Genomic DNA, 17,398 nt, shown 5'->3' on the forward strand with positions numbered 1-17,398 from the left:
TTTCGAGAGTATGAATAGGAAACTTCGAGTCGGAATAATTTTTGGCGGAAAATCAGCGGAACATGAAGTATCGCTCCAATCGGCGAAGAATGTTGTGGATGCTCTTGATACGGAGAAATACGAAGTGACCTTGATTGGTATTGATAGGAGTGGTCGGTGGCTGCTGCCGAATCAATCCCGATTTCTTCTCGATGAAAACAATCCGAAGCTTGTCAAACTCAACGAAGAAAATGCGCAGAAGGTTGCGTTGGCTCTAGAGGGTGGTGGCGAACTCACGAATCTTTCCGATAGCCAGCCACATGCTTCGGTTGATGTGGTGTTCCCACTTTTGCACTGACCATTTGGAGAGGATGGCACGGTGCAGGGACTCTTGAAATTAGCAAATGTTCCTTTTGTGGGCTCAAGTGTGCTTGGTTCGGCTCTTGGTATGGATAAGGACGTAATGAAGCGGCTCTTGCAAGGCGAGGGTGTTCCCGTCGCAAAATTCCTTACATTCAGAAATGGTGATGCTCCGGAATTCGAGAATGTGAAGGAAACGCTTGGGATGCCGGTATTTGTAAAGCCTGCCAATCTTGGTTCCTCAGTCGGCGTGAGCAAAGTGAGGGATCAAGAAGAATTTGAAACGGCAGTAGCGTATGCTTTTCGATATGATACGAAGATTCTTATTGAAGAAATGATTGCTGGGCGCGAGATAGAGTGTGGGGTGCTCGGCAATCAAAATCCTGTCGCTTCTGTTGTTGGGGAGGTACTTTCAAATCACGAATTCTATTCGTATGAGGCGAAATATACCGATGAAAATGGAGCGATGCTCAAGATACCGGCGGATATTTCTGAGAAGACGCGAAAGAATGTTCAGGAACTCTCCGTGAAGGTATTTCAATCGTTTGAATGTGAAGGGCTGGGTCGCATAGATTTCTTCTTGAAGGAAAACGGGGAAATCTTCGTAAATGAGATAAATACGATGCCGGGATTTACAAATGCGAGTATGTATCCACCCCTTTGGGAAGCAAGTGGTATCTCGTACGGTGATTTGATTGACCGGTTGATTCAGCTTGCTATCGAACGGTTCGAACGGGAACGAAACCTGAAAACATCACGCAGTTTGCAAGTGGGATAGACGTACAATCTTGAAAGATAGTAGGATGTCTTTGATTTGCCAATGCTCCCTGTGTGCAGGGAGCATTGCTCTTGCAGCAGCGGTTTTTGGATGCTGTTGTGTGGTGGCTGTGAAGACAGTGCGTTTGGATATACAATGGAAGCAGAAAATGTTCGAAAGATTAAGGAGAATGTATGTCTATCAAAAAAATGGCTCCGGTGTTGCTTGTGACATTGCCGGTCGGGATATTTGTTGTGGCGTGGATGCTTGCGGCGCATTCGATACTCTTCCGTCCATTTGATTCGATACCGCCAGGATCATTGTCAGCTTCGCCTTCACCGGCAGCGGTTTCTCATACGGAAACTGAGAAACAAAATGTTGCGGCGCCGGATGATGTGCCTGTCAAGTCAACAACTCCGGAGCCGAAAATATTTTCGGAATTTACCGAGAACGATATACGTAAAGGGTATGTTCGATGGCAGGATCCTGTGGATATGGGCGATTTGGGATGGACCAACCATGAGGTGTACTCGGGAACGTATGAGGGCGATGATGGATATTCCGGCGGCGTGCGGTATGTCAAAGTGGGAACGATAATAAAGGGAAAATACTCGGGATCGGATATAATCGTGGTTGCCTCGTGGATATTCTCAAGCGACTATCCCCGAAATAACGCGCCGGAGATTGCGCATTACCTGCGTGGCGCAAACGGCGTTATTCGACTTCCCAATGCTGATGTTGCTAATGGCGAGATCGGAAAAAATCCTCCGACAAGTCCCGCAGCGACGAAGGCTGAGGATGAGTCGGGGAAGACTATAATGGATATTAAGGCTCCCAACGAACAGGTTGACTTTGAGACGAGGATTGAGGATCTTGCCGGGTATGGCTTGGAATTTCAAGGAGAAAACGATCGGGAAGTATTCGTACGGGACACGTATTCTCCCAAAGCGTTTTTCTCGGAACATAATCTGAAGTCGGTTTTTACACATTCCGATCTTGGGAAAGTGTGGATGACAGTTGCTCCCGTAAAAAATGATGATCGTACGGAGCTGAACAGTTATATAGAGCGTAGTACCATATATGATAGCGAGACGAATACGTATAAACAGGATGCTCATGGCAAATACATCCGTGTAGAGAAAAAGAAATACTATAGCCCTGTGGTTGTCGGAGGTTTTTATGTCAAGAGACCGGATGGCATTATGGAGACGTATCGGCTGAAGTTTGATATCTTCGATAAGTTCGATCGTGACGGAGTGCTTGAAGCGACATGGAGCGACGGATCCCGAAATGAGACGAGCTATGAAGAGTATCCGAGCGGATGCGGTACGGGATCCTATGCCTATGATGAAACGGGATCTGTAAGTATTAAAAACGATTTGACGGTCGTCGGGAAAACGGACAAGGGAGATATTCTCTACGGATATCGAGACTCTCATCCGTACTTGAAAAAATATTTCAACGACACATATCTTCCTTCATTGGAGATGCGTAGGAAATGGCAGGGCGCTTCTTCCGGCGCGGCGACAACAACTGCGGACACTGATACTGTGTCGGAGTGGGGAACATTTTTGTCGAAGCGCCCGATAGTATTTTGGGTTGATCCTGTTGGTCGATTGTTGGCTTTCTACAACACAGAGACTATGGAACTTGCGGAATGCGGGAAACCGGTCGTATACCTGTATCCGAAGAACACATTGGATGTATCGGTTCGTGTCTTTCCAAATGAGGGAGTCTCCGTTTCGAAGCCACCGTACGAAGACGGCTGGAATGTGCAGGCTCGACCGGATGGAACACTTCTCAATTATGTGGATGGAAAAACATACCCGTATCTTTTTTGGGAAGGAGGGAGCAATGTTCTCTATCAGGCTCCGGAAAAGGGATTTGTGACATCTCGCGAGAATCTCTCGGCGTTTTTCGATGAGAAGTTGTCGCAGGCCGGCCTCTCCGCAAAAGAAGCAGCTGACTTCAAGGAGTTTTGGATCCCTCGCATGGAAGCGCTTGAGAACCCGTATTATTTCGTGACATTTCTTGCGCAGGAAGAGATTGATCGAATCGCTCCGCTTGTGGTAGCTCCGACTCCGGATACGATAATTCGGGTCATGATGGATTTCCGGGGGATGGATCGCTGGGAGAATGTTCCGGGACTTTTGCTTCACGCGCCGGAGCGAAAAGGATTTACTGCGGTTGAATGGGGAGGAAGGTTGGGAAAGAAATAACGCTATGGGCGGATGGCGGCACCCTACTATATGGGTCATCGGGTTTTTTCTGTTGATAGGCATTCTTCTTGTTTTGATCTTTGTGGTCTTTCAGACAAACGAGTTATCAAAACGCCCTTCGAAAGAAGCGACGACGTGCTTTAATTTTTCGCGAGTATCCGTTTTGATTGTGCCGCATCATTTGGTGGCGGATTCTTTTATAGATGCCGCTTTTCAGAGAGTAAGTAAGAAAATCGATGGCAATGCTGTCAACCGAGTCATACTGTTGAGTCCGAATCACTTTGGAGTGGGAAGGGATTGGATTGTCGGCGCCAACCAAGACTGGGAGACTCCGTCAGGAACATTGAAGGCTGACACGGGTGCTTTATGGGAACTTCGGGACAGTGTTTTTATCGGCGATACCATTCTCGATCGCGAACACGGCGTTCGTAATATTTTTCCGTTCATAAAGAAATACTTCCCTCGCGCTACTGTGGTACCTCTTGTGTTGCACGACGGTCTTCCGCATGAAGAATCGGATGATTTGGCAGAGCGTCTGAGTATGCTTTCCGATACGCATACGCTTCTCGTTGTGTCGGCTGATTTTTCGCATTATCTGGATTGGAATTTTTCGCGGTTTCACGATGATGAAGCGATAGAGGTTCTTTCTCATAATGAGCTGTCTCGTGTCGATACATTGGATGTGGATTGTTCGGTGTGTCTTCGCGTTGCTATGGAGTATGCCTCCCTGCGGAACGCCTCAAATTTCCAACTGCTTTCGCGATCAAGCTCTTTGTCGATGCTCGGATCAAACATTGTCGGTAGTGAGACGAGTCATATAACAGGGTATTTTTCTTCAGAAGAGTCGCTTCCGGAGAATGACGGCGATTCTGCGAAGCTGCTCTTCTCGGGAGATATCCTTCCGTGGCGGATGACAGAGGCGTCGCGGCGAATATTTATGGCGCAAGACGGAGATATTTTCGAAGAGAATGGAAAAACAAATGTTGGCGTGTTTCGTCCGGATTCGGAAGAGATGATGTCTGATGTTGAACAAGTCGTGGAGCCGGGAAAACCGTTCTCTACGCGTACAATAGATGGGAATCGAGTAACTTTCATTGATGCGGGTATCGAAAGTCGAAGTCCGGAAAATCGTGTACAGGATATAGGTGTCGCAAAAGAAGAGGGTGGCAGAGTCATTGTTCTGTGGGGAAATTCATTCTTCTCTCTCGACATTGCACGGATGTATATTGTCGCAGGAGCCGACCTGGTAATCGGGAAAGATCAGGCATCGATTGAATCGACAGAGGTTTATCGCGGAAAGTTCATCTTTCCTTCATTGGGTAGTGTGTCGCCAAATTGCCAATCGTCGAGCGAAACATGTCTGGAAATAATTCTTGGCGTCGATTTTTCTCGTAAGAATATGAAATATGTCTTTATGCCGGTACGCGTGAATAGCGATGGGCAAGTGGCACTGGCGACTGGTGACAAGAGAAAGGAGAGCCTGGAGAAGCTGTCAGAACACGTGTCGGACCCATCCCTCCGAAAGGAGATTCTCGAAGGTGTCTTGAGTATGTCGGCGGAGAGATAATGCAGGATGGTTTATGTTTGAGAATGGCTAACTCCGCCCCGGTGAAATGCAGAGAGGAATTTGACAATTCGTTGTGGAGCGTCGAGAATGATTGTGCGTTTCTTTTTGTTTTTAGAGACTCGCTTTCGAGCGAGGATCGTGTTGTATGGGTATGTTGGGAAACGGATTTACTCGAAAAAAGGTCGGGTCGCTCACGCTTGGCGAGAAACTTCAAAAAATACGTGCGGAGTATCGAGTAGAGCTTTCGGAGGTAGCTCGCGAGACAGGAGTCCGTCTGGAATATCTCGGATATCTCGAGCATGGCGAGTACGCGAAATTGCCGGCTGACGTGTATATTCGAGGATTCTTGCGGAGTTATGCGAGATTTCTCGGCGTTGACCCCAAGGCGCTTGTCCGTCTGTATGAGCGGGAACGCAGTATCGCAAAGAATCTTGGTAAGGAGCCTGAGAAGGCGCTTGCTGCCACGGCGAGGCCGTCACGGAAGTTTTCATTCTTTGTGGTGACGCCGAGAGTGATGATTGGAGGGGCGGTCGCAGCGTGCGTGCTGGGGATTGCGCTCTATCTCTATGGAGAGTATCGGACATTTGTTTCAGAACCTTATTTGGCGCTTTTGGAGCCGTCGGATGGGCAGACGGTTTCAAATGATGAGAGCATGGTAGTCGGGAAGACGGATAAAGATGCAAAGCTGTTTCTGAATGATCAGCCGGTCTTTGTGAATGAATCGGGGGAATTTCGCGAGCGGGTGCGACTTCAGCCGGGGGTGAATATGGTAACAGTGAAAGTGGTGAATCGCTTTGAGAAGGAGCGAGTGGAAACGGTTTCAGTACTTGCCGATTACACAGTTCCTGAGGCTACGACACCTGATTCACCGGGAGAAAGTGCCGAATCTTCCCAGGCTCCGAAGCTGATTCTTTCAACGACACAGAAGAAGCCAGTCTCGATTCTTGTGCGTTCCGAAGGGCGCGAGCTGTATCAAGGAGACCTCTCGGCAGGCGAAACGAAAGAGTTTGAGTGTAATGAAGGGTGCACAGTTGACTCCACGTCCGGATCGGGGACGCTGGCGAGTTGGGATGGGAGTGAGGCAAAGCCGATAGCGGGGAAACCGGGGACAGTTATCGGGGTTGAATTCTCACTTGCACCGGAAAATCAAGAATGATACTGTTGAAGACTTCGCAGGGAGCTGCCCGTGTCCTCTTGTTGTGTCGAATTCCGAGTGGTTTTGGTGGACTGCAGGTTTGAAGATTCATCATTTATTTAATTGGTACGTTATGATAAAGGGAAAAGAAAAGGTTGAGAAAACGGCAAAGTCTACCGAGAAATCCAGCAAGAAGAATCTGAGCGCGGTTATGGATGAAATCCGCGAGAAGTTTGGCGACGGGATGATCATGAAGTTGGGCGACGTGAGAAAGGTTGATGTTCAAGCAATCCCGACGGGTTCAGTATCGCTTGATCTTGCCCTTGGCATCGGCGGCGTGCCGCGGGGGCGCATCGTAGAGATCTACGGACCGGAATCGTCTGGCAAGACGACACTTACACTGCATATCGTTGCCAATGCGCAGAAAGCGGGCGGGTCAGCGGCATTTGTGGATGCCGAGCATGCGCTTGATCCGGAATATGCCAAGAGGATCGGCGTCAATGTGGACGAGCTTCTTATTTCTCAACCGGATACCGGCGAACAAGCCCTTGATATTGTCGAAACTTTGGTGCGGTCGAACGCGGTCGATATCATCGTGGTCGATTCGGTGGCGGCGCTGGTTCCTAAGGCGGAAATCGAAGGCGAGATGGGTGATCAGCATGTGGGACGGCAAGCGCGTCTTATGTCGCAAGCGCTCCGGAAGCTCACCGCTATTGTCTCTCGATCGAACACTATTGTTGTGTTTATCAATCAGATTCGCATGAAAATCGGCGTCATGTTCGGGAATCCTGAGACGACCACTGGTGGACAGGCGCTTAAGTTCTATTCGTCCGTGCGCATCGAGGTTCGTCGTGCCGCGCAGATCAAAAAAGGCGATAGTGTCGTGGGTAATCGCGTGAATGTGAAGATAGTAAAGAATAAGGTAGCGCCGCCTTTTCGTAAGGCGGAGTTTGACATCATGTACAATGAGGGCATCTCTCGAGAAGGCGATCTCCTTGATACGGGCGTGCTTTATGAAGTAATCAAAAAGAGCGGGAATTCCTTTGTATTTGGCGAGGAAAAGCTCGGTGTCGGACGGGAGTCCGCTCGGGTTTTCTTGAAGGAACACTGCGAGATTGCAGAGAAAATAGAGCTTGCTATCACTGAGAAAGCCAAGGAGAATAGCGAATCGGCATAAGATTTCTGATATGCACGGGAGTGCCCAAGCGGGACTTCTTGCGGTGCTTGACAAAAGAAAATGCAGTTGCTAGACTCTTGAAAGCGCTCGGAGTTCCGAGTATTTCTCTTTCTTTTTGAAGGGGATATGGTACACTCAAAAAGTAATGTTTGCGTAAACTGTTAATTCTCCTGTAGAGAAAGTTTCCGCGTCTGTCACTCCCGATTGATTCTTCTTTGTTTCGAAGATTTCAAGAGGAGATGGCATAACGCAAAGCTTTCCGGGGCAAATCGTATGGCGGAGCAATTCAAGCGGGACAAGCCGCACGTGAATGTCGGGACTATCGGTCATGTTGACCACGGAAAGACCACTCTTACCGCGGCGCTTTTGCATGTTCTGAGTTTGAAGGGTTTCGCAAAGGAGCGAGGGGTGAATGAGATTGACAATGCCCCTGAAGAGAAAGCTCGTGGCATCACGATCGCTACGTCACACTGTGAATATGAGTCCGAGGCTCGTCACTACGCGCACGTCGACTGTCCGGGACACGCCGACTATATCAAGAACATGATTACCGGTGCTGCTCAGATGGATGGCGCGATTTTGGTGGTATCTGCGACCGATGGTCCGATGCCTCAGACTCGCGAGCATATCCTCCTTGCACGATATGTGAACGTTCCAGCTATTGTGGTCTTCTTGAATAAGGTGGACATGGTGGACGATCCGGAGCTTGTCGATCTCGTCGAAGCGGAAGTCCGAGAGTTGCTTTCGAAGTATGAATTTGACGGTGATAATGCCATAGTGGTTCGTGGAAGCGCGCTCAAAGCGCTCGATACTAAGTCTGCTGATGATGCTGATGCGAAGCCGATTCTTGACCTTGTTGAAGCGCTTGACACCAAGATTCCCGAGCCGGCTCGTGAGACGGACAAGCCGCTCCTTATGCCGATCGAGGATATTTTCTCTATCGAAGGTCGTGGTACGGTGGTAACCGGTCGCATTGAGCGGGGATCCGTCAAGATAAATGAAGAAGTTGAAATTGTCGGAATTCGCCCGACAGCGAAGACGGTTGTGACCGGTATCGAAATGTTCAATAAGTCACTCGAAAGCGGAAACGCTGGAGATAACGCGGGAATTCTTTTGCGCGGTATTAAGAAAGAGGATGTTGAGCGCGGTCAAGTTTTGGCAAAACCGGGCTCCATTACACCGCATACGGAATTTGAGAGCGAGGTGTATGTCTTGACCAAAGAGGAAGGCGGGCGACACACCCCTTTCTTCAAAGGATACAAGCCGCAGTTTTATATTCGTACCACTGATGTGACAGGCGATGTGACTCTTCCGGAAGGATCCGAAATGGTGATGCCTGGCGATACGGTCAAGCTTAAAGTGAAACTTTTGGCTCCGGTCGCTATGGAGGAAGGGATGCGCTTTGCTATTCGAGAAGGTGGACGAACGGTGGGTGCCGGTGTGGCCACTTCCATTATCAAGTAGGTTTCGAGGAAAAGAGCGAGCCGAATATATTCGGCTCGCCACTGTTCTCCGAAAAATGCAGACGGACTGCGTCATTTGGGTTATGCACACAAGAGCGAATCCGAATGTGTTCGTGTCTGGGATTTTTGTAGAATGGATTTAATTTCGGTACTCATCTCACATGAAGAAGTCGGAACCGGTCGGATCGCTCAATCGAGTGAGAATCAAAATTAAGGCATATGATCATAAAGTGATTGATCAGACTGCCCGAAAGATCGTCGAGACAGCGGAGCGAACAGGAGCTCGTGTTGCCGGTCCGGTGCCCTTGCCGACAGAGATGCATCGAGTGACGGTGAATCGCTCATCTTTTAAGCACAAGGATTCGCGGGATCAGTACGAGATGCGTATTCATAAGCGCGTCGTAGATATTCTGGAGCCGACAGCGAAGACTATCGATCATTTGACCAATCTTGATCTTCCGGCGGGGGTTGATATTGAGATAAAAATGTAAGGGCGTTTGAAATTTCAGCATAGCCGTGTATACTGAAATTTCAAGCGCTCTCCCGGGTGTTTGAAAAATAGAAAACTCGTTCAAGTCCGACTCTCGGGGAAGAAACGGATGGAGAGGATGGATACTCAGCGGGACCAAAACAGACCAATGTCTGTGGTATGGGACTGGCTTTTGACCGGTTTTTTTGTTGCTTAGCGACGACACTTCGAAAATTCACTGTCTTTCTGTGGTTTATGAAATTTCTTTTGGGGAAAAAATTGGGTATGACGACGATTCACGACCCTGAAAAGGGGGCGCGAAACGTTACGCTTATTGAATGCAGAGAGAATACGGTAACATTGGCTCGCGATTTGAATCGTGATGGTTATGTGGCGATTCAAGTGGAAACACCGAAAACCAAGCGAAAGAATGTCAGACGAGAGTTTCGTCTCGATAAAAAGTTGGCTGAATCAGAATCCTCAGCTCTTGTAGAGTCGCTTTCGGTTGGTACATCACTTTCTCTGGATACTTTTGTAATTGGTGAGCGTGTTTCAGTTTCCGGTGTTACCAAGGCAAAGGGTTTTCAGGGTGTTGTGAAGCGCCACGGATTCAAAGGAGCTCCGAAGACACATGGGCACAAGCATGATCTTCGTGCGCCCGGATCTATCGGGGCAACATTCCCGCAACATGTTATTAAGGGAATGCGTATGGCGGGACGTATGGGCGGTACTCGGGCAACGACAAAGAATCTCTCGGTTTCTTATGTGGATCCGGAGAGACGATTAATTGGGCTTCGTGGTGCAGTGCCTGGCAGCGTTGGTAGCATTGTTGAGATACGATCGGCAAAATAGGCGTAAGAAGTACGAAGTAGAAGTAAGTGTCAGAACAAGAAATGAACTGATGCAGCATGAGAATCCTATGATAACACTCCCAGTCTACAATCTTGAAGGAAAAAAAGTGAGCTCAATTGAGCTTAATGAGAGCATCTTTGCTCTTCCGAAGAATGATGCGTTGCTTCACGAGGTTTATGTCTCCTTGTCAGCCAATGAACGAGGTGTCTTTGCACATACGAAGGGACGTGGCGAACGAAGTGGTTCCGGGAAAAAGCCATGGAAGCAGAAGCATACCGGACGTGCGCGGGCAGGAAGCGTACGGAGTCCGCTCTGGAGAAAGGGAGGCATTATCTTCGGACCAAAGAAGGATCGGAACTTTTCTAAAAAGATAAACCGGAAGGTGCGTCAGAAAGCGATAAAGATTGCTCTGAGCGAAAAAGTTCGTAGTGACGCGCTTCGTATTGTTGATTCATTCTCGCTGTCTGAGTGGAAGACAAAGGCAGTGGCGACAGCATTATCGGCACTTTCAGTATCAGGAAAGAGTGCAATTCTCGCCTTTTCACAGGGGGAGTCAGGGATTGATCGAGCGTCGCGCAACATTCCAAAAGTTTTGCCATTGCCGATTCATACGATGAATGCCAAAGATCTGCTTGATCATCAGATTCTTCTTTTGAGCTCAGGCGCTGTTGCTGATCTCGAGAAGCGTTGCATCGAAACCGAAACTGTTTCATAACGACTTATGACCTCAGAGAAGAACAAAAAAACTGTTCCGAATGCTGTTGCCTCAAAAACGCTCCTTCGTCCTCGTATGACTGAGAAGTCGCACTTTGCGATATCGCTCGGGAAGTATGTTTTTCAGGTAGCGCCATCAGCCACCAAGCAATCCGTGAAGCAATCGGTTGAGAGCGTGTATGGTGTTTCGGTAACGGCGGTGAATATGGTGAATATCCCGAGAAAACGTCGCGCATTTGGACGATCAATTGGCTGGAAATCCGCAATGAAGAAAGCGATAGTAACTCTCAAGAGGGGAGAAAGTATCGAGCTTTTCAAGGGAGTTTAATGGTATCGGACTACTGAAACTATTCGTATGGCCATTCATGTTTATAGAAAAAATACGGCGGGACGGCGAAATATGTCTCTGGTGAAGCCCGAACATATGACTCGGGGGACGGCGCGCCCCGAGAAGTCATTGACGACGTCGCTCTCTAAGAAATCCGGACGATCACATGGAAAGATATCGGTTCGCCATAAAGGAGGCGGACATAAGCGTCGCTATAGATTGGTTGATTTTTCGCAGACAGCACAGCGAGGCATACCCGCGACCGTTGTCTCCATAGAAAAAGATCCCAATCGTTCTGCTCTGATCGCGTTGCTTCACTATGAGAATGGTGCAAAGGCATATATTCTAGCGGCTGCCGGCGTTGTTACCGGACAGAAATTGCTTGCTGGACCAGATGCGCCGGTTGCACCAGGCAATAGCCTGCCGCTAAAGCATATTCCTGCGAGCACAACTATTTCGAATATCGAGCTCTTTCCCGGAAAAGGCGGGCAGATGGTCCGGAGTGCCGGATCAAGTGCGTCTCTTATGTCGATAGATGGCGGGATGGCGCGGATAAGGCTCTCTTCCGGGGAAATTCGCTTGGTAAATGTTGAATGTTATGCTACCGTGGGCGGAGTGAGTAATTTTGAACATAGTGCGGAGAAGATTGGAAAGGCGGGAAGGAATCGTTGGAAAGGAAAGCGTCCGGCAGTTCGGGGTTCGGCGATGAATCCGGTTGACCATCCGCATGGCGGAGGCGAGGGTCGTCAGGGTATTGGTCTCAAACATCCGAAAACACCATGGGGTAAGCCAGCACTTGGGAAAAAGACCCGTCGAAAGCGTCGATTGAGTGATGGATATATCGTGAAGCGCCGGACAAAAAAGCGATAATTATGTCTTTGGTAGTGTCTCGAAGCTGATAATTTAGACTGTTTCTATGTCTCGAAGTCTCAAAAAAGGTCCCTACGTTGATGAACGGGTTCTCCAGAAAGTGAGAAATCGGAAATCTGGCGATTCTACCCCTATAAAGACGTGGTCACGGGCGTGTGTGATTACGCCGGAGATGATCGGGGTGACGTTTGGCGTTCACAATGGGAAAGAATTTCCTCAGGTGTATGTGACGGAAGACATGGTCGGTCATCGTTTGGGAGAATTTTCACTGACGCGAAAGTTTACACGTCACGGTGGGAAGATGCAGAAGGAAATCGAGACTGCTTCGAAGCAAAAAGACTCTGCTGCTGGCGCTCCATCAGGTGGAAAGAAGAAATAATCGTATGAACATAGAAGCACATCTCAACAATTTGCGCATTTCTCCTCGAAAGGTGCTTGTGGTAGCAAAAATGCTTAAGGGTCTTTCGGTGCGCGAGGCGGGTATTCAGCTTGACCGGGAGCTTCGTCGCGCAGCGCTTCCGCTTGGAAAATTACTGTCGAGCGCCGTGGCGAATGCGGAACATAATTTTCAGGCGGTTCCGGAGAATCTCGTGGTTTCAAAGATAACGGTTGGAGAAGGTCGAAAACTCAAGCGATGGATGCCTCGTGCCCAGGGGCGAGCGACGCCGATTTGGAAGCGGATGTCCCAAGTGCACATCGTGCTTACGGAGAAGGACCCGAAACTTCGAGCGTCTGCTCCGACAAAAAAGTTGGTCCATGCGAAGAAGGATGATGCTGGAAAATCACAAGAGAAGGTGTCAAAAACAGTGTCATTCTCGGACAAGCGGCGATCCGGAGGTATTAAGAAGTCGTCAGGTGCTCGTTCGTCAAATTCTATTTTTCACAGAAAATCGGTCTAGCTCCGTTTTGAAGCCTCTTATCTTATGGGACATAAAGCAAATCCAATCGGCATGAGAATCGGCATTACGACTTCGTGGAAGTCGCGGTGGTTTGGTGGCAAGTTGTATCAAAAGCACCTTCGCGAGGACGTTCTCATCCGAGAATTCATCATGGAGAAATGGAAACCGGCGGGGATTTCCAGTGTCGAAATCGAGCGATCATCCGGAACAGTCCGTCTCATTATTTTCACGGCGCGTCCCGGAGTCTTGATCGGTCGTGGCGGGACTGGCATTGAAGATGTTACGAGAACGTTAAAGCATCGGTTCTTCCCCGGTCGTCGTATCGATTTGAAATTGGATGTGCAAGAGGTGAAGCATTTTGAGGAAAGCGCGGTGCTTGTAGCGGGGCAGGTGGCGGAGCAACTTGAACGACGTTTGCCATTTCGGCGCGTTCTCAAGGGAACGCTTGACCAAGTGGAGAAAAGCCCGGCTATTCGCGGTGTTAAGATTGAAGTATCGGGACGACTGGGTGGTGCGGAGATGTCTCGGAAAGAATGGCTTTCTCGAGGAACGCTCCCGCTTCATACACTTCGGGCTGACATTGATTTTGCTTCGTCGACCGCTCGGACGACGTACGGAGCTATCGGTGTAAAGGTGTGGTTGTATCGAGGGGAAAAGTTCAAGGGTGATTAGTATTGAAACGAGAATTGTATGTTGATGCCAAAGAAAGTCAAGCACCGGAAAATTCATCGCGGCGGCAAAGTCGAAGGTATTTCGTATGTCGGCAATCAGGTGAGTTTCGGAACCTACGGACTGAAAGCAATGGAAGCGGGACTGATATCGGCTCGTCAGATTGAGGCGGCACGCCGTGCGATGACCCGGTATATTCAGCGCGGTGGCAAAGTGTGGATTCGAATTTTTCCTGACAAACCGATGACAAAGAAGGGTGATGAAACACCTATGGGAAAGGGAAAAGGTGCTGTCGATCACTTTGTAGCCAAGGTGCTCGCCGGTCGGGTTCTTTTTGAGATTGATGGTGTGAGCCGTGAGGTCGCTGAGAAAGCAATGAAGCTTGCTGCCTACAAGCTTTCAGTAAAAACGAAATTTGTTGTATCTGAATAGTGGGTGGGGTTGATTTTTTTGTAAAACAAAGGTATACTCAAAACTTCCTACGAACCATTATGAATATCGCTGAAATACGAGAGAAAAGTCGAGAGGATATTGAAACGGCGCTGCTGGAGAGCCGGGAAGCACTTCGGACGGTTCGGTTTGGAATAGCAGAGCATGATGTGAAAAACCATCAGGAACATCGGCGGCTTCGGCGGGAAATCGCACGTATGCTCACGGTACTTGGCGAGCAGAAATAATTTTCAATTTTCTTGTGTTTGAACGAGGTATGACGAAAGAATTGCAACAATCCGGAACACTGCAGTCAGCGAAGGCTCCCATATTTCGTGGTACGGTTGTAAGCGACCGGATGGAGAAAACCATTGTCGTTTCTGTGGAAACATTGAAGACGCATTCGAAATATCGTAAGAAGTATCGATCAACGCGACGATATCAGGTGCATGATCCTGAAAAGAAGCATGCGGTCGGAGATGTGGTTGAGTTTCGTGAGTGTCCGCCAGTGAGTCGGCATAAACGGCATGAAGTGGTTGCTTCCGACAAGGAATATTAAATCTTGAGAGAGTGATTGGCGAATCAGAAGAATCAGACCTATGATCCAAGCGGAAACACAATTGAGAGTGGCGGACAATAGCGGGGCGATCGTAATCGAGTGCTTCAAGGTGCTCGGAGGAAGCAAGCGCCGGTATGCGGCGCTTGGCGATATTATTGTCGCTTCCGTAAAATCATCTCAGCCGAGAGGGATGGTAAAGAAGGGTGATAAAGTAAAAGCGGTTATTGTCCGTCAAAAGGATGCCTATCGCCGTCCTGACAATTCTTGTATCCGATTTGATGAGAATGCGGCGGTTATCCTCGAAGGAACAGAGCCGAAAGGTTCGCGTGTGTTTGGTCCGATTGCTCGGGAAGTACGCGATCGTGGTTTTTCCAAGATTGTTTCTCTTGCGCCGGAAGTTTTGTAAGGCATATAGTCCTCAACCTCTATGAAATTCAAGAAAGGAGACGAAATCGAGATGATTGCCGGAAAGGACAAAGGGAAGCGTGGCTCCGTGTCCCGCACTGTTCCGACTCTCGATAAAATTGTGGTTGAAGGAATCAATGTCCGGAAGAAACATGTCAAGTCGAGGAGGGATGGTCAAAAAGGTGAGCGCATTGAAGTGTCAGCGCCCTTCTCGATTTCCAAAGCGATGTTGGTATGTCCTCATACGGGGAAGCTTACAAGAATCGGATACCGGATGGAAGGTGGTGAAAAAATCCGTATCAGTAAGCGAGCCAATAAACCGATTGCTTAGTTATGACAGAGAAATATTGAATCGTTGCCTCTACCTCTATGGAACATGTTGATGTTACTATTCCGCTCAAAGAAGTGTATCGGACCCGTGCGGTTCCGGCATTGCTTGCTGCGTGTGGAGAATCCAATCCGATGGCAGTGGCACGCGTGCGGAAAGTAGTGGTCAATGCCGGTATCGGGAAATTTCTCAAGGAAGAGCAACGAGTGGAAGAGATTGTGAGATCAATGACGGAGATTACCGGACAAAAGCCGGTGCTCACGCAGGCAAAGAAAGCAATTGCCGGATTCAAGATTCGTGAAGGGCTTGCCGTCGGGGTCAAAGTAACGCTTCGAGGAGATCGCATGTGGGATTTCTTGGATCGTTTGGTGAAGACGGCATTCCCGCGTGTTCGCGACTTTCAGGGTATTTCGCTGTCTGTCGTAGATGGTAAAGGTCACCTCAATGTCGGTATTCGCGAGCATGCTGTATTTCCCGAAATTGTCCCTGAGAAGGTGCAGACGTCGTTTGGGCTTCAGGTGACAGTGGTTACAACGGCAAAAACGCGAGAAGAGGGTTTGACGCTGGCGAAATCTCTCGGATTTCCGCTTCGCGACACCAATTAAAAGAATATATTCGTATGGCGAAGACATCGACCGAAGCAAGAGCTCGGAAACAACCGAAATTTTCTACGAGAACTGTTCGCCGGTGCTGGCGTTGCGGTCGCAAACACGGCTACCTCCGAAAGTTTGATTTGTGTCGGATCTGTTTTCGTGAATTGGCGAGTAAGGGAGAGATTCCGGGCGTTCGAAAATCTTCATGGTAAATCTATGGATACTATTGCAAACATGCTCACAAGAATTCGGAATGCTCAGCGGGCGGGACACGCTTCCGTTACTATCCCTTCGTCCAAAGTGAAATTGGCGATCGCTTCCATACTCGAACGGAAAGGGTTTGTGGAGAAGGTGTCCGAGGAGGAGACCGGCAAGGGAATGTCCAAAAATCTTCACATTGTGCTCCGATATCATCGAGTCTCTCCGACAGAGCTTGACCCGGCTATTCGCGAAATTCGCCGTGTGAGTCGTGGGGGACAGAGAATGTATGTGAAGCACGGGGATATTCGGAAGGTGAAAAATGGCTTCGGTCTTGCCATCGTCTCCACCTCTAAGGGGGTGATGACGGGAACGGAGGCATATCACTCCGGATTGGGTGGGGAATATCTCTGCCAGGTGTGGTAGGTGATCGGTCTTCCTTGGGACTGTACGAGAAGAGAGAAGTCCTGTAGGATCTTATCTAGCAATGAAGTCTATGAGTAGAATTGGAAAACAACCCGTTACGATCCCTTCCGGCGTTGAAGCGACGCTTTCCGGGAATGTTGTGACAATCAAGAGTTCCAAGGGAGTGCTTTCTTTGACACATCACCATGATGTAAAGGTGAAGATAGAGGGGACGGAAGTCTTGGTCGAGAAGCGTATCAACTCGAAAGCTGCTCCGGCGCTTTGGGGGACAACCACTCGACTGATTCACAATATGGTTGTCGGGGTGACTGAAGGATTTTCGAAGCGCTTGGAACTGAATGGCGTGGGCTATCGTATGGCGCTTCAGGGTCAGAAATTGGTATTCGCCCTCGGATTCTCGCATCCGGTTGAGGCAACTCTCCCCGGTGGAATATCGGCAAAGATAGAGAATAATGTGTTGGAGATCTCTGGTATGGACAAGCAGGCTGTTGGGCAGTTTGCAGCAGAGATAAAGAAGTTGAAACCGGTTGAGCCGTATAAGGGCAAGGGATTCCGATATGTCGGCGAGACGGTTTTGAAGAAGGAAGGAAAGAAATCAGCCGCTTAATCACGAACGGGTATGAAGGGATCACTGACAAAGAAGAGCGGGCGAACACTTCGGAAGAACCGGGTTCGTGCGCGCATATCCGGAAGTGCGGCACGTCCTCGCCTTTCAGTTTTCCGAAGTCTTCGGGGAATTTCCGTGCAGGCTATTGATGATGCGAGTGGAAAAACGCTTTGCTCTGCTTATCTCCGTGAGATTAAAGGTGGGAAGATGGAAAATACTGTCGCCGGCGCACACGAAGTGGGGAAGCTTATTGCTGAGAAGTGTCTTGCGGAAAATATTCATGCCGCACTTTTTGATCGGAGCAGCTATCGATATCATGGTCGTGTACGGGCGGTAGCGGAGGGAGCTCGAGAGGCTGGATTGACGATATAGCTGAATAATCATCGTAACTTTAC

At 48.9% G+C, this 17,398-nt stretch carries 23 protein-coding genes and 1 pseudogene; all 24 read left to right on the forward strand.

Features of this window, described 5'->3' with window-relative positions; genetic code table 11:
- Window positions 1–10: 10 nt before the first annotated feature.
- A pseudogene (ddlA, locus tag IPK84_04615) lies at window positions 11–1,117 on the forward strand (D-alanine--D-alanine ligase).
- Window positions 1,118–1,290: 173 nt separating this feature from the next.
- On the forward strand, window positions 1,291–3,315 hold the full coding sequence (locus tag IPK84_04620) for a hypothetical protein (GenBank protein ID QQS15617.1): 2,025 nt from the start codon (window positions 1,291–1,293) through the stop codon (window positions 3,313–3,315).
- A gap of 4 nt (window positions 3,316–3,319) precedes the next feature.
- Entirely contained in the window at window positions 3,320–4,882 is a 1,563-nt protein-coding gene (gene amrB / locus IPK84_04625) for an AmmeMemoRadiSam system protein B (protein QQS15618.1), read from the forward strand.
- 145 nt (window positions 4,883–5,027) lie between these two features.
- Window positions 5,028–6,038, forward strand: coding sequence for a helix-turn-helix domain-containing protein (locus IPK84_04630; GenBank protein QQS15619.1), 1,011 nt, complete (start codon window positions 5,028–5,030; stop codon window positions 6,036–6,038).
- A 112-nt stretch (window positions 6,039–6,150) separates the two neighbouring features.
- Window positions 6,151–7,194, forward strand: a complete 1,044-nt coding sequence (recA, locus tag IPK84_04635) for a recombinase RecA (protein QQS15620.1) — start codon at window positions 6,151–6,153, stop codon at window positions 7,192–7,194.
- Window positions 7,195–7,467: 273 nt separating this feature from the next.
- Entirely contained in the window at window positions 7,468–8,658 is a 1,191-nt protein-coding gene (tuf, locus tag IPK84_04640) for an elongation factor Tu (protein QQS15621.1), read from the forward strand.
- Window positions 8,659–8,818: 160 nt separating this feature from the next.
- A complete protein-coding gene (gene rpsJ / locus IPK84_04645; protein ID QQS15622.1) occupies window positions 8,819–9,148 on the forward strand; it encodes a 30S ribosomal protein S10 in 330 nt (109 codons plus the stop codon).
- A gap of 233 nt (window positions 9,149–9,381) precedes the next feature.
- Window positions 9,382–9,978, forward strand: a complete 597-nt coding sequence (gene rplC / locus IPK84_04650; protein ID QQS16266.1) for a 50S ribosomal protein L3 — start codon at window positions 9,382–9,384, stop codon at window positions 9,976–9,978.
- A 67-nt stretch (window positions 9,979–10,045) separates the two neighbouring features.
- Complete coding sequence (gene rplD / locus IPK84_04655) at window positions 10,046–10,693, forward strand: 50S ribosomal protein L4 (protein QQS15623.1); 648 nt, start codon at window positions 10,046–10,048, stop codon at window positions 10,691–10,693.
- 6 nt (window positions 10,694–10,699) lie between these two features.
- A complete protein-coding gene (gene rplW, locus IPK84_04660) occupies window positions 10,700–11,020 on the forward strand; it encodes a 50S ribosomal protein L23 (GenBank protein QQS15624.1) in 321 nt (106 codons plus the stop codon).
- Window positions 11,021–11,047: 27 nt separating this feature from the next.
- Window positions 11,048–11,890, forward strand: coding sequence for a 50S ribosomal protein L2 (gene rplB / locus IPK84_04665; protein QQS15625.1), 843 nt, complete (start codon window positions 11,048–11,050; stop codon window positions 11,888–11,890).
- A 46-nt stretch (window positions 11,891–11,936) separates the two neighbouring features.
- Window positions 11,937–12,269 carry a 30S ribosomal protein S19 gene (gene rpsS / locus IPK84_04670; GenBank protein QQS15626.1) on the forward strand — a complete coding sequence of 111 codons (333 nt, stop codon included), beginning with the start codon at window positions 11,937–11,939 and terminating at the stop codon, window positions 12,267–12,269.
- Window positions 12,270–12,273: 4 nt separating this feature from the next.
- Entirely contained in the window at window positions 12,274–12,789 is a 516-nt protein-coding gene (rplV, locus tag IPK84_04675; protein ID QQS15627.1) for a 50S ribosomal protein L22, read from the forward strand.
- A 24-nt stretch (window positions 12,790–12,813) separates the two neighbouring features.
- Window positions 12,814–13,461: a 30S ribosomal protein S3 gene (gene rpsC, locus IPK84_04680; protein QQS15628.1), complete on the forward strand. Its 648-nt coding sequence runs from the start codon at window positions 12,814–12,816 to the stop codon at window positions 13,459–13,461.
- Window positions 13,462–13,479: 18 nt separating this feature from the next.
- The gene (gene rplP / locus IPK84_04685) at window positions 13,480–13,890 is read left to right on the forward strand and encodes a 50S ribosomal protein L16 (GenBank protein ID QQS15629.1); all 411 of its coding nucleotides are present in this window, start codon (window positions 13,480–13,482) and stop codon (window positions 13,888–13,890) included.
- A 59-nt stretch (window positions 13,891–13,949) separates the two neighbouring features.
- On the forward strand, window positions 13,950–14,135 hold the full coding sequence (gene rpmC / locus IPK84_04690) for a 50S ribosomal protein L29 (GenBank protein ID QQS15630.1): 186 nt from the start codon (window positions 13,950–13,952) through the stop codon (window positions 14,133–14,135).
- A gap of 29 nt (window positions 14,136–14,164) precedes the next feature.
- A complete protein-coding gene (rpsQ, locus tag IPK84_04695; protein ID QQS15631.1) occupies window positions 14,165–14,446 on the forward strand; it encodes a 30S ribosomal protein S17 in 282 nt (93 codons plus the stop codon).
- 40 nt (window positions 14,447–14,486) lie between these two features.
- Window positions 14,487–14,852, forward strand: a complete 366-nt coding sequence (rplN, locus tag IPK84_04700) for a 50S ribosomal protein L14 (GenBank protein QQS15632.1) — start codon at window positions 14,487–14,489, stop codon at window positions 14,850–14,852.
- Between the two features lie 21 nt (window positions 14,853–14,873).
- Window positions 14,874–15,182, forward strand: coding sequence for a 50S ribosomal protein L24 (gene rplX, locus IPK84_04705; protein ID QQS15633.1), 309 nt, complete (start codon window positions 14,874–14,876; stop codon window positions 15,180–15,182).
- Between the two features lie 38 nt (window positions 15,183–15,220).
- On the forward strand, window positions 15,221–15,784 hold the full coding sequence (gene rplE, locus IPK84_04710; protein ID QQS15634.1) for a 50S ribosomal protein L5: 564 nt from the start codon (window positions 15,221–15,223) through the stop codon (window positions 15,782–15,784).
- Between the two features lie 14 nt (window positions 15,785–15,798).
- Window positions 15,799–15,984: a type Z 30S ribosomal protein S14 gene (locus IPK84_04715; protein QQS15635.1), complete on the forward strand. Its 186-nt coding sequence runs from the start codon at window positions 15,799–15,801 to the stop codon at window positions 15,982–15,984.
- Between the two features lie 4 nt (window positions 15,985–15,988).
- On the forward strand, window positions 15,989–16,396 hold the full coding sequence (rpsH, locus tag IPK84_04720; protein QQS15636.1) for a 30S ribosomal protein S8: 408 nt from the start codon (window positions 15,989–15,991) through the stop codon (window positions 16,394–16,396).
- A gap of 70 nt (window positions 16,397–16,466) precedes the next feature.
- Entirely contained in the window at window positions 16,467–17,003 is a 537-nt protein-coding gene (gene rplF / locus IPK84_04725) for a 50S ribosomal protein L6 (GenBank protein ID QQS15637.1), read from the forward strand.
- A 12-nt stretch (window positions 17,004–17,015) separates the two neighbouring features.
- Window positions 17,016–17,375: a 50S ribosomal protein L18 gene (locus tag IPK84_04730; GenBank protein QQS15638.1), complete on the forward strand. Its 360-nt coding sequence runs from the start codon at window positions 17,016–17,018 to the stop codon at window positions 17,373–17,375.
- Window positions 17,376–17,398: the final 23 nt, after the last annotated feature.

This window comes from Candidatus Moraniibacteriota bacterium, assembly GCA_016699875.1.
GTDB lineage: Bacteria > Patescibacteriota > Minisyncoccia > Moranbacterales > UBA1568.

Excerpts from the sequence above, each read along its gene's own strand:
- IPK84_04620 (QQS15617.1), top strand. The coding sequence starts at position 1,291 with ATGTCTATCAAAAAAATGGCTCCGGTGTTGCTTGTGACATTGCCGGTC.
- amrB (QQS15618.1), top strand. The coding sequence starts at position 3,320 with ATGGGCGGATGGCGGCACCCTACTATATGGGTCATCGGGTTTTTTCTG.
- IPK84_04630 (QQS15619.1), top strand. The coding sequence starts at position 5,028 with ATGGGTATGTTGGGAAACGGATTTACTCGAAAAAAGGTCGGGTCGCTC.
- recA (QQS15620.1), top strand. The coding sequence starts at position 6,151 with ATGATAAAGGGAAAAGAAAAGGTTGAGAAAACGGCAAAGTCTACCGAG.
- tuf (QQS15621.1), top strand. The coding sequence starts at position 7,468 with ATGGCGGAGCAATTCAAGCGGGACAAGCCGCACGTGAATGTCGGGACT.
- rpsJ (QQS15622.1), top strand. The coding sequence starts at position 8,819 with ATGAAGAAGTCGGAACCGGTCGGATCGCTCAATCGAGTGAGAATCAAA.
- rplC (QQS16266.1), top strand. The coding sequence starts at position 9,382 with ATGAAATTTCTTTTGGGGAAAAAATTGGGTATGACGACGATTCACGAC.
- rplD (QQS15623.1), top strand. The coding sequence starts at position 10,046 with ATGATAACACTCCCAGTCTACAATCTTGAAGGAAAAAAAGTGAGCTCA.
- rplW (QQS15624.1), top strand. The coding sequence starts at position 10,700 with ATGACCTCAGAGAAGAACAAAAAAACTGTTCCGAATGCTGTTGCCTCA.
- rplB (QQS15625.1), top strand. The coding sequence starts at position 11,048 with ATGGCCATTCATGTTTATAGAAAAAATACGGCGGGACGGCGAAATATG.
- rpsS (QQS15626.1), top strand. The coding sequence starts at position 11,937 with ATGTCTCGAAGTCTCAAAAAAGGTCCCTACGTTGATGAACGGGTTCTC.
- rplV (QQS15627.1), top strand. The coding sequence starts at position 12,274 with ATGAACATAGAAGCACATCTCAACAATTTGCGCATTTCTCCTCGAAAG.
- rpsC (QQS15628.1), top strand. The coding sequence starts at position 12,814 with ATGGGACATAAAGCAAATCCAATCGGCATGAGAATCGGCATTACGACT.
- rplP (QQS15629.1), top strand. The coding sequence starts at position 13,480 with ATGTTGATGCCAAAGAAAGTCAAGCACCGGAAAATTCATCGCGGCGGC.
- rpmC (QQS15630.1), top strand. The coding sequence starts at position 13,950 with ATGAATATCGCTGAAATACGAGAGAAAAGTCGAGAGGATATTGAAACG.
- rpsQ (QQS15631.1), top strand. The coding sequence starts at position 14,165 with ATGACGAAAGAATTGCAACAATCCGGAACACTGCAGTCAGCGAAGGCT.
- rplN (QQS15632.1), top strand. The coding sequence starts at position 14,487 with ATGATCCAAGCGGAAACACAATTGAGAGTGGCGGACAATAGCGGGGCG.
- rplX (QQS15633.1), top strand. The coding sequence starts at position 14,874 with ATGAAATTCAAGAAAGGAGACGAAATCGAGATGATTGCCGGAAAGGAC.
- rplE (QQS15634.1), top strand. The coding sequence starts at position 15,221 with ATGGAACATGTTGATGTTACTATTCCGCTCAAAGAAGTGTATCGGACC.
- IPK84_04715 (QQS15635.1), top strand. The coding sequence starts at position 15,799 with ATGGCGAAGACATCGACCGAAGCAAGAGCTCGGAAACAACCGAAATTT.
- rpsH (QQS15636.1), top strand. The coding sequence starts at position 15,989 with ATGGATACTATTGCAAACATGCTCACAAGAATTCGGAATGCTCAGCGG.
- rplF (QQS15637.1), top strand. The coding sequence starts at position 16,467 with ATGAGTAGAATTGGAAAACAACCCGTTACGATCCCTTCCGGCGTTGAA.
- IPK84_04730 (QQS15638.1), top strand. The coding sequence starts at position 17,016 with ATGAAGGGATCACTGACAAAGAAGAGCGGGCGAACACTTCGGAAGAAC.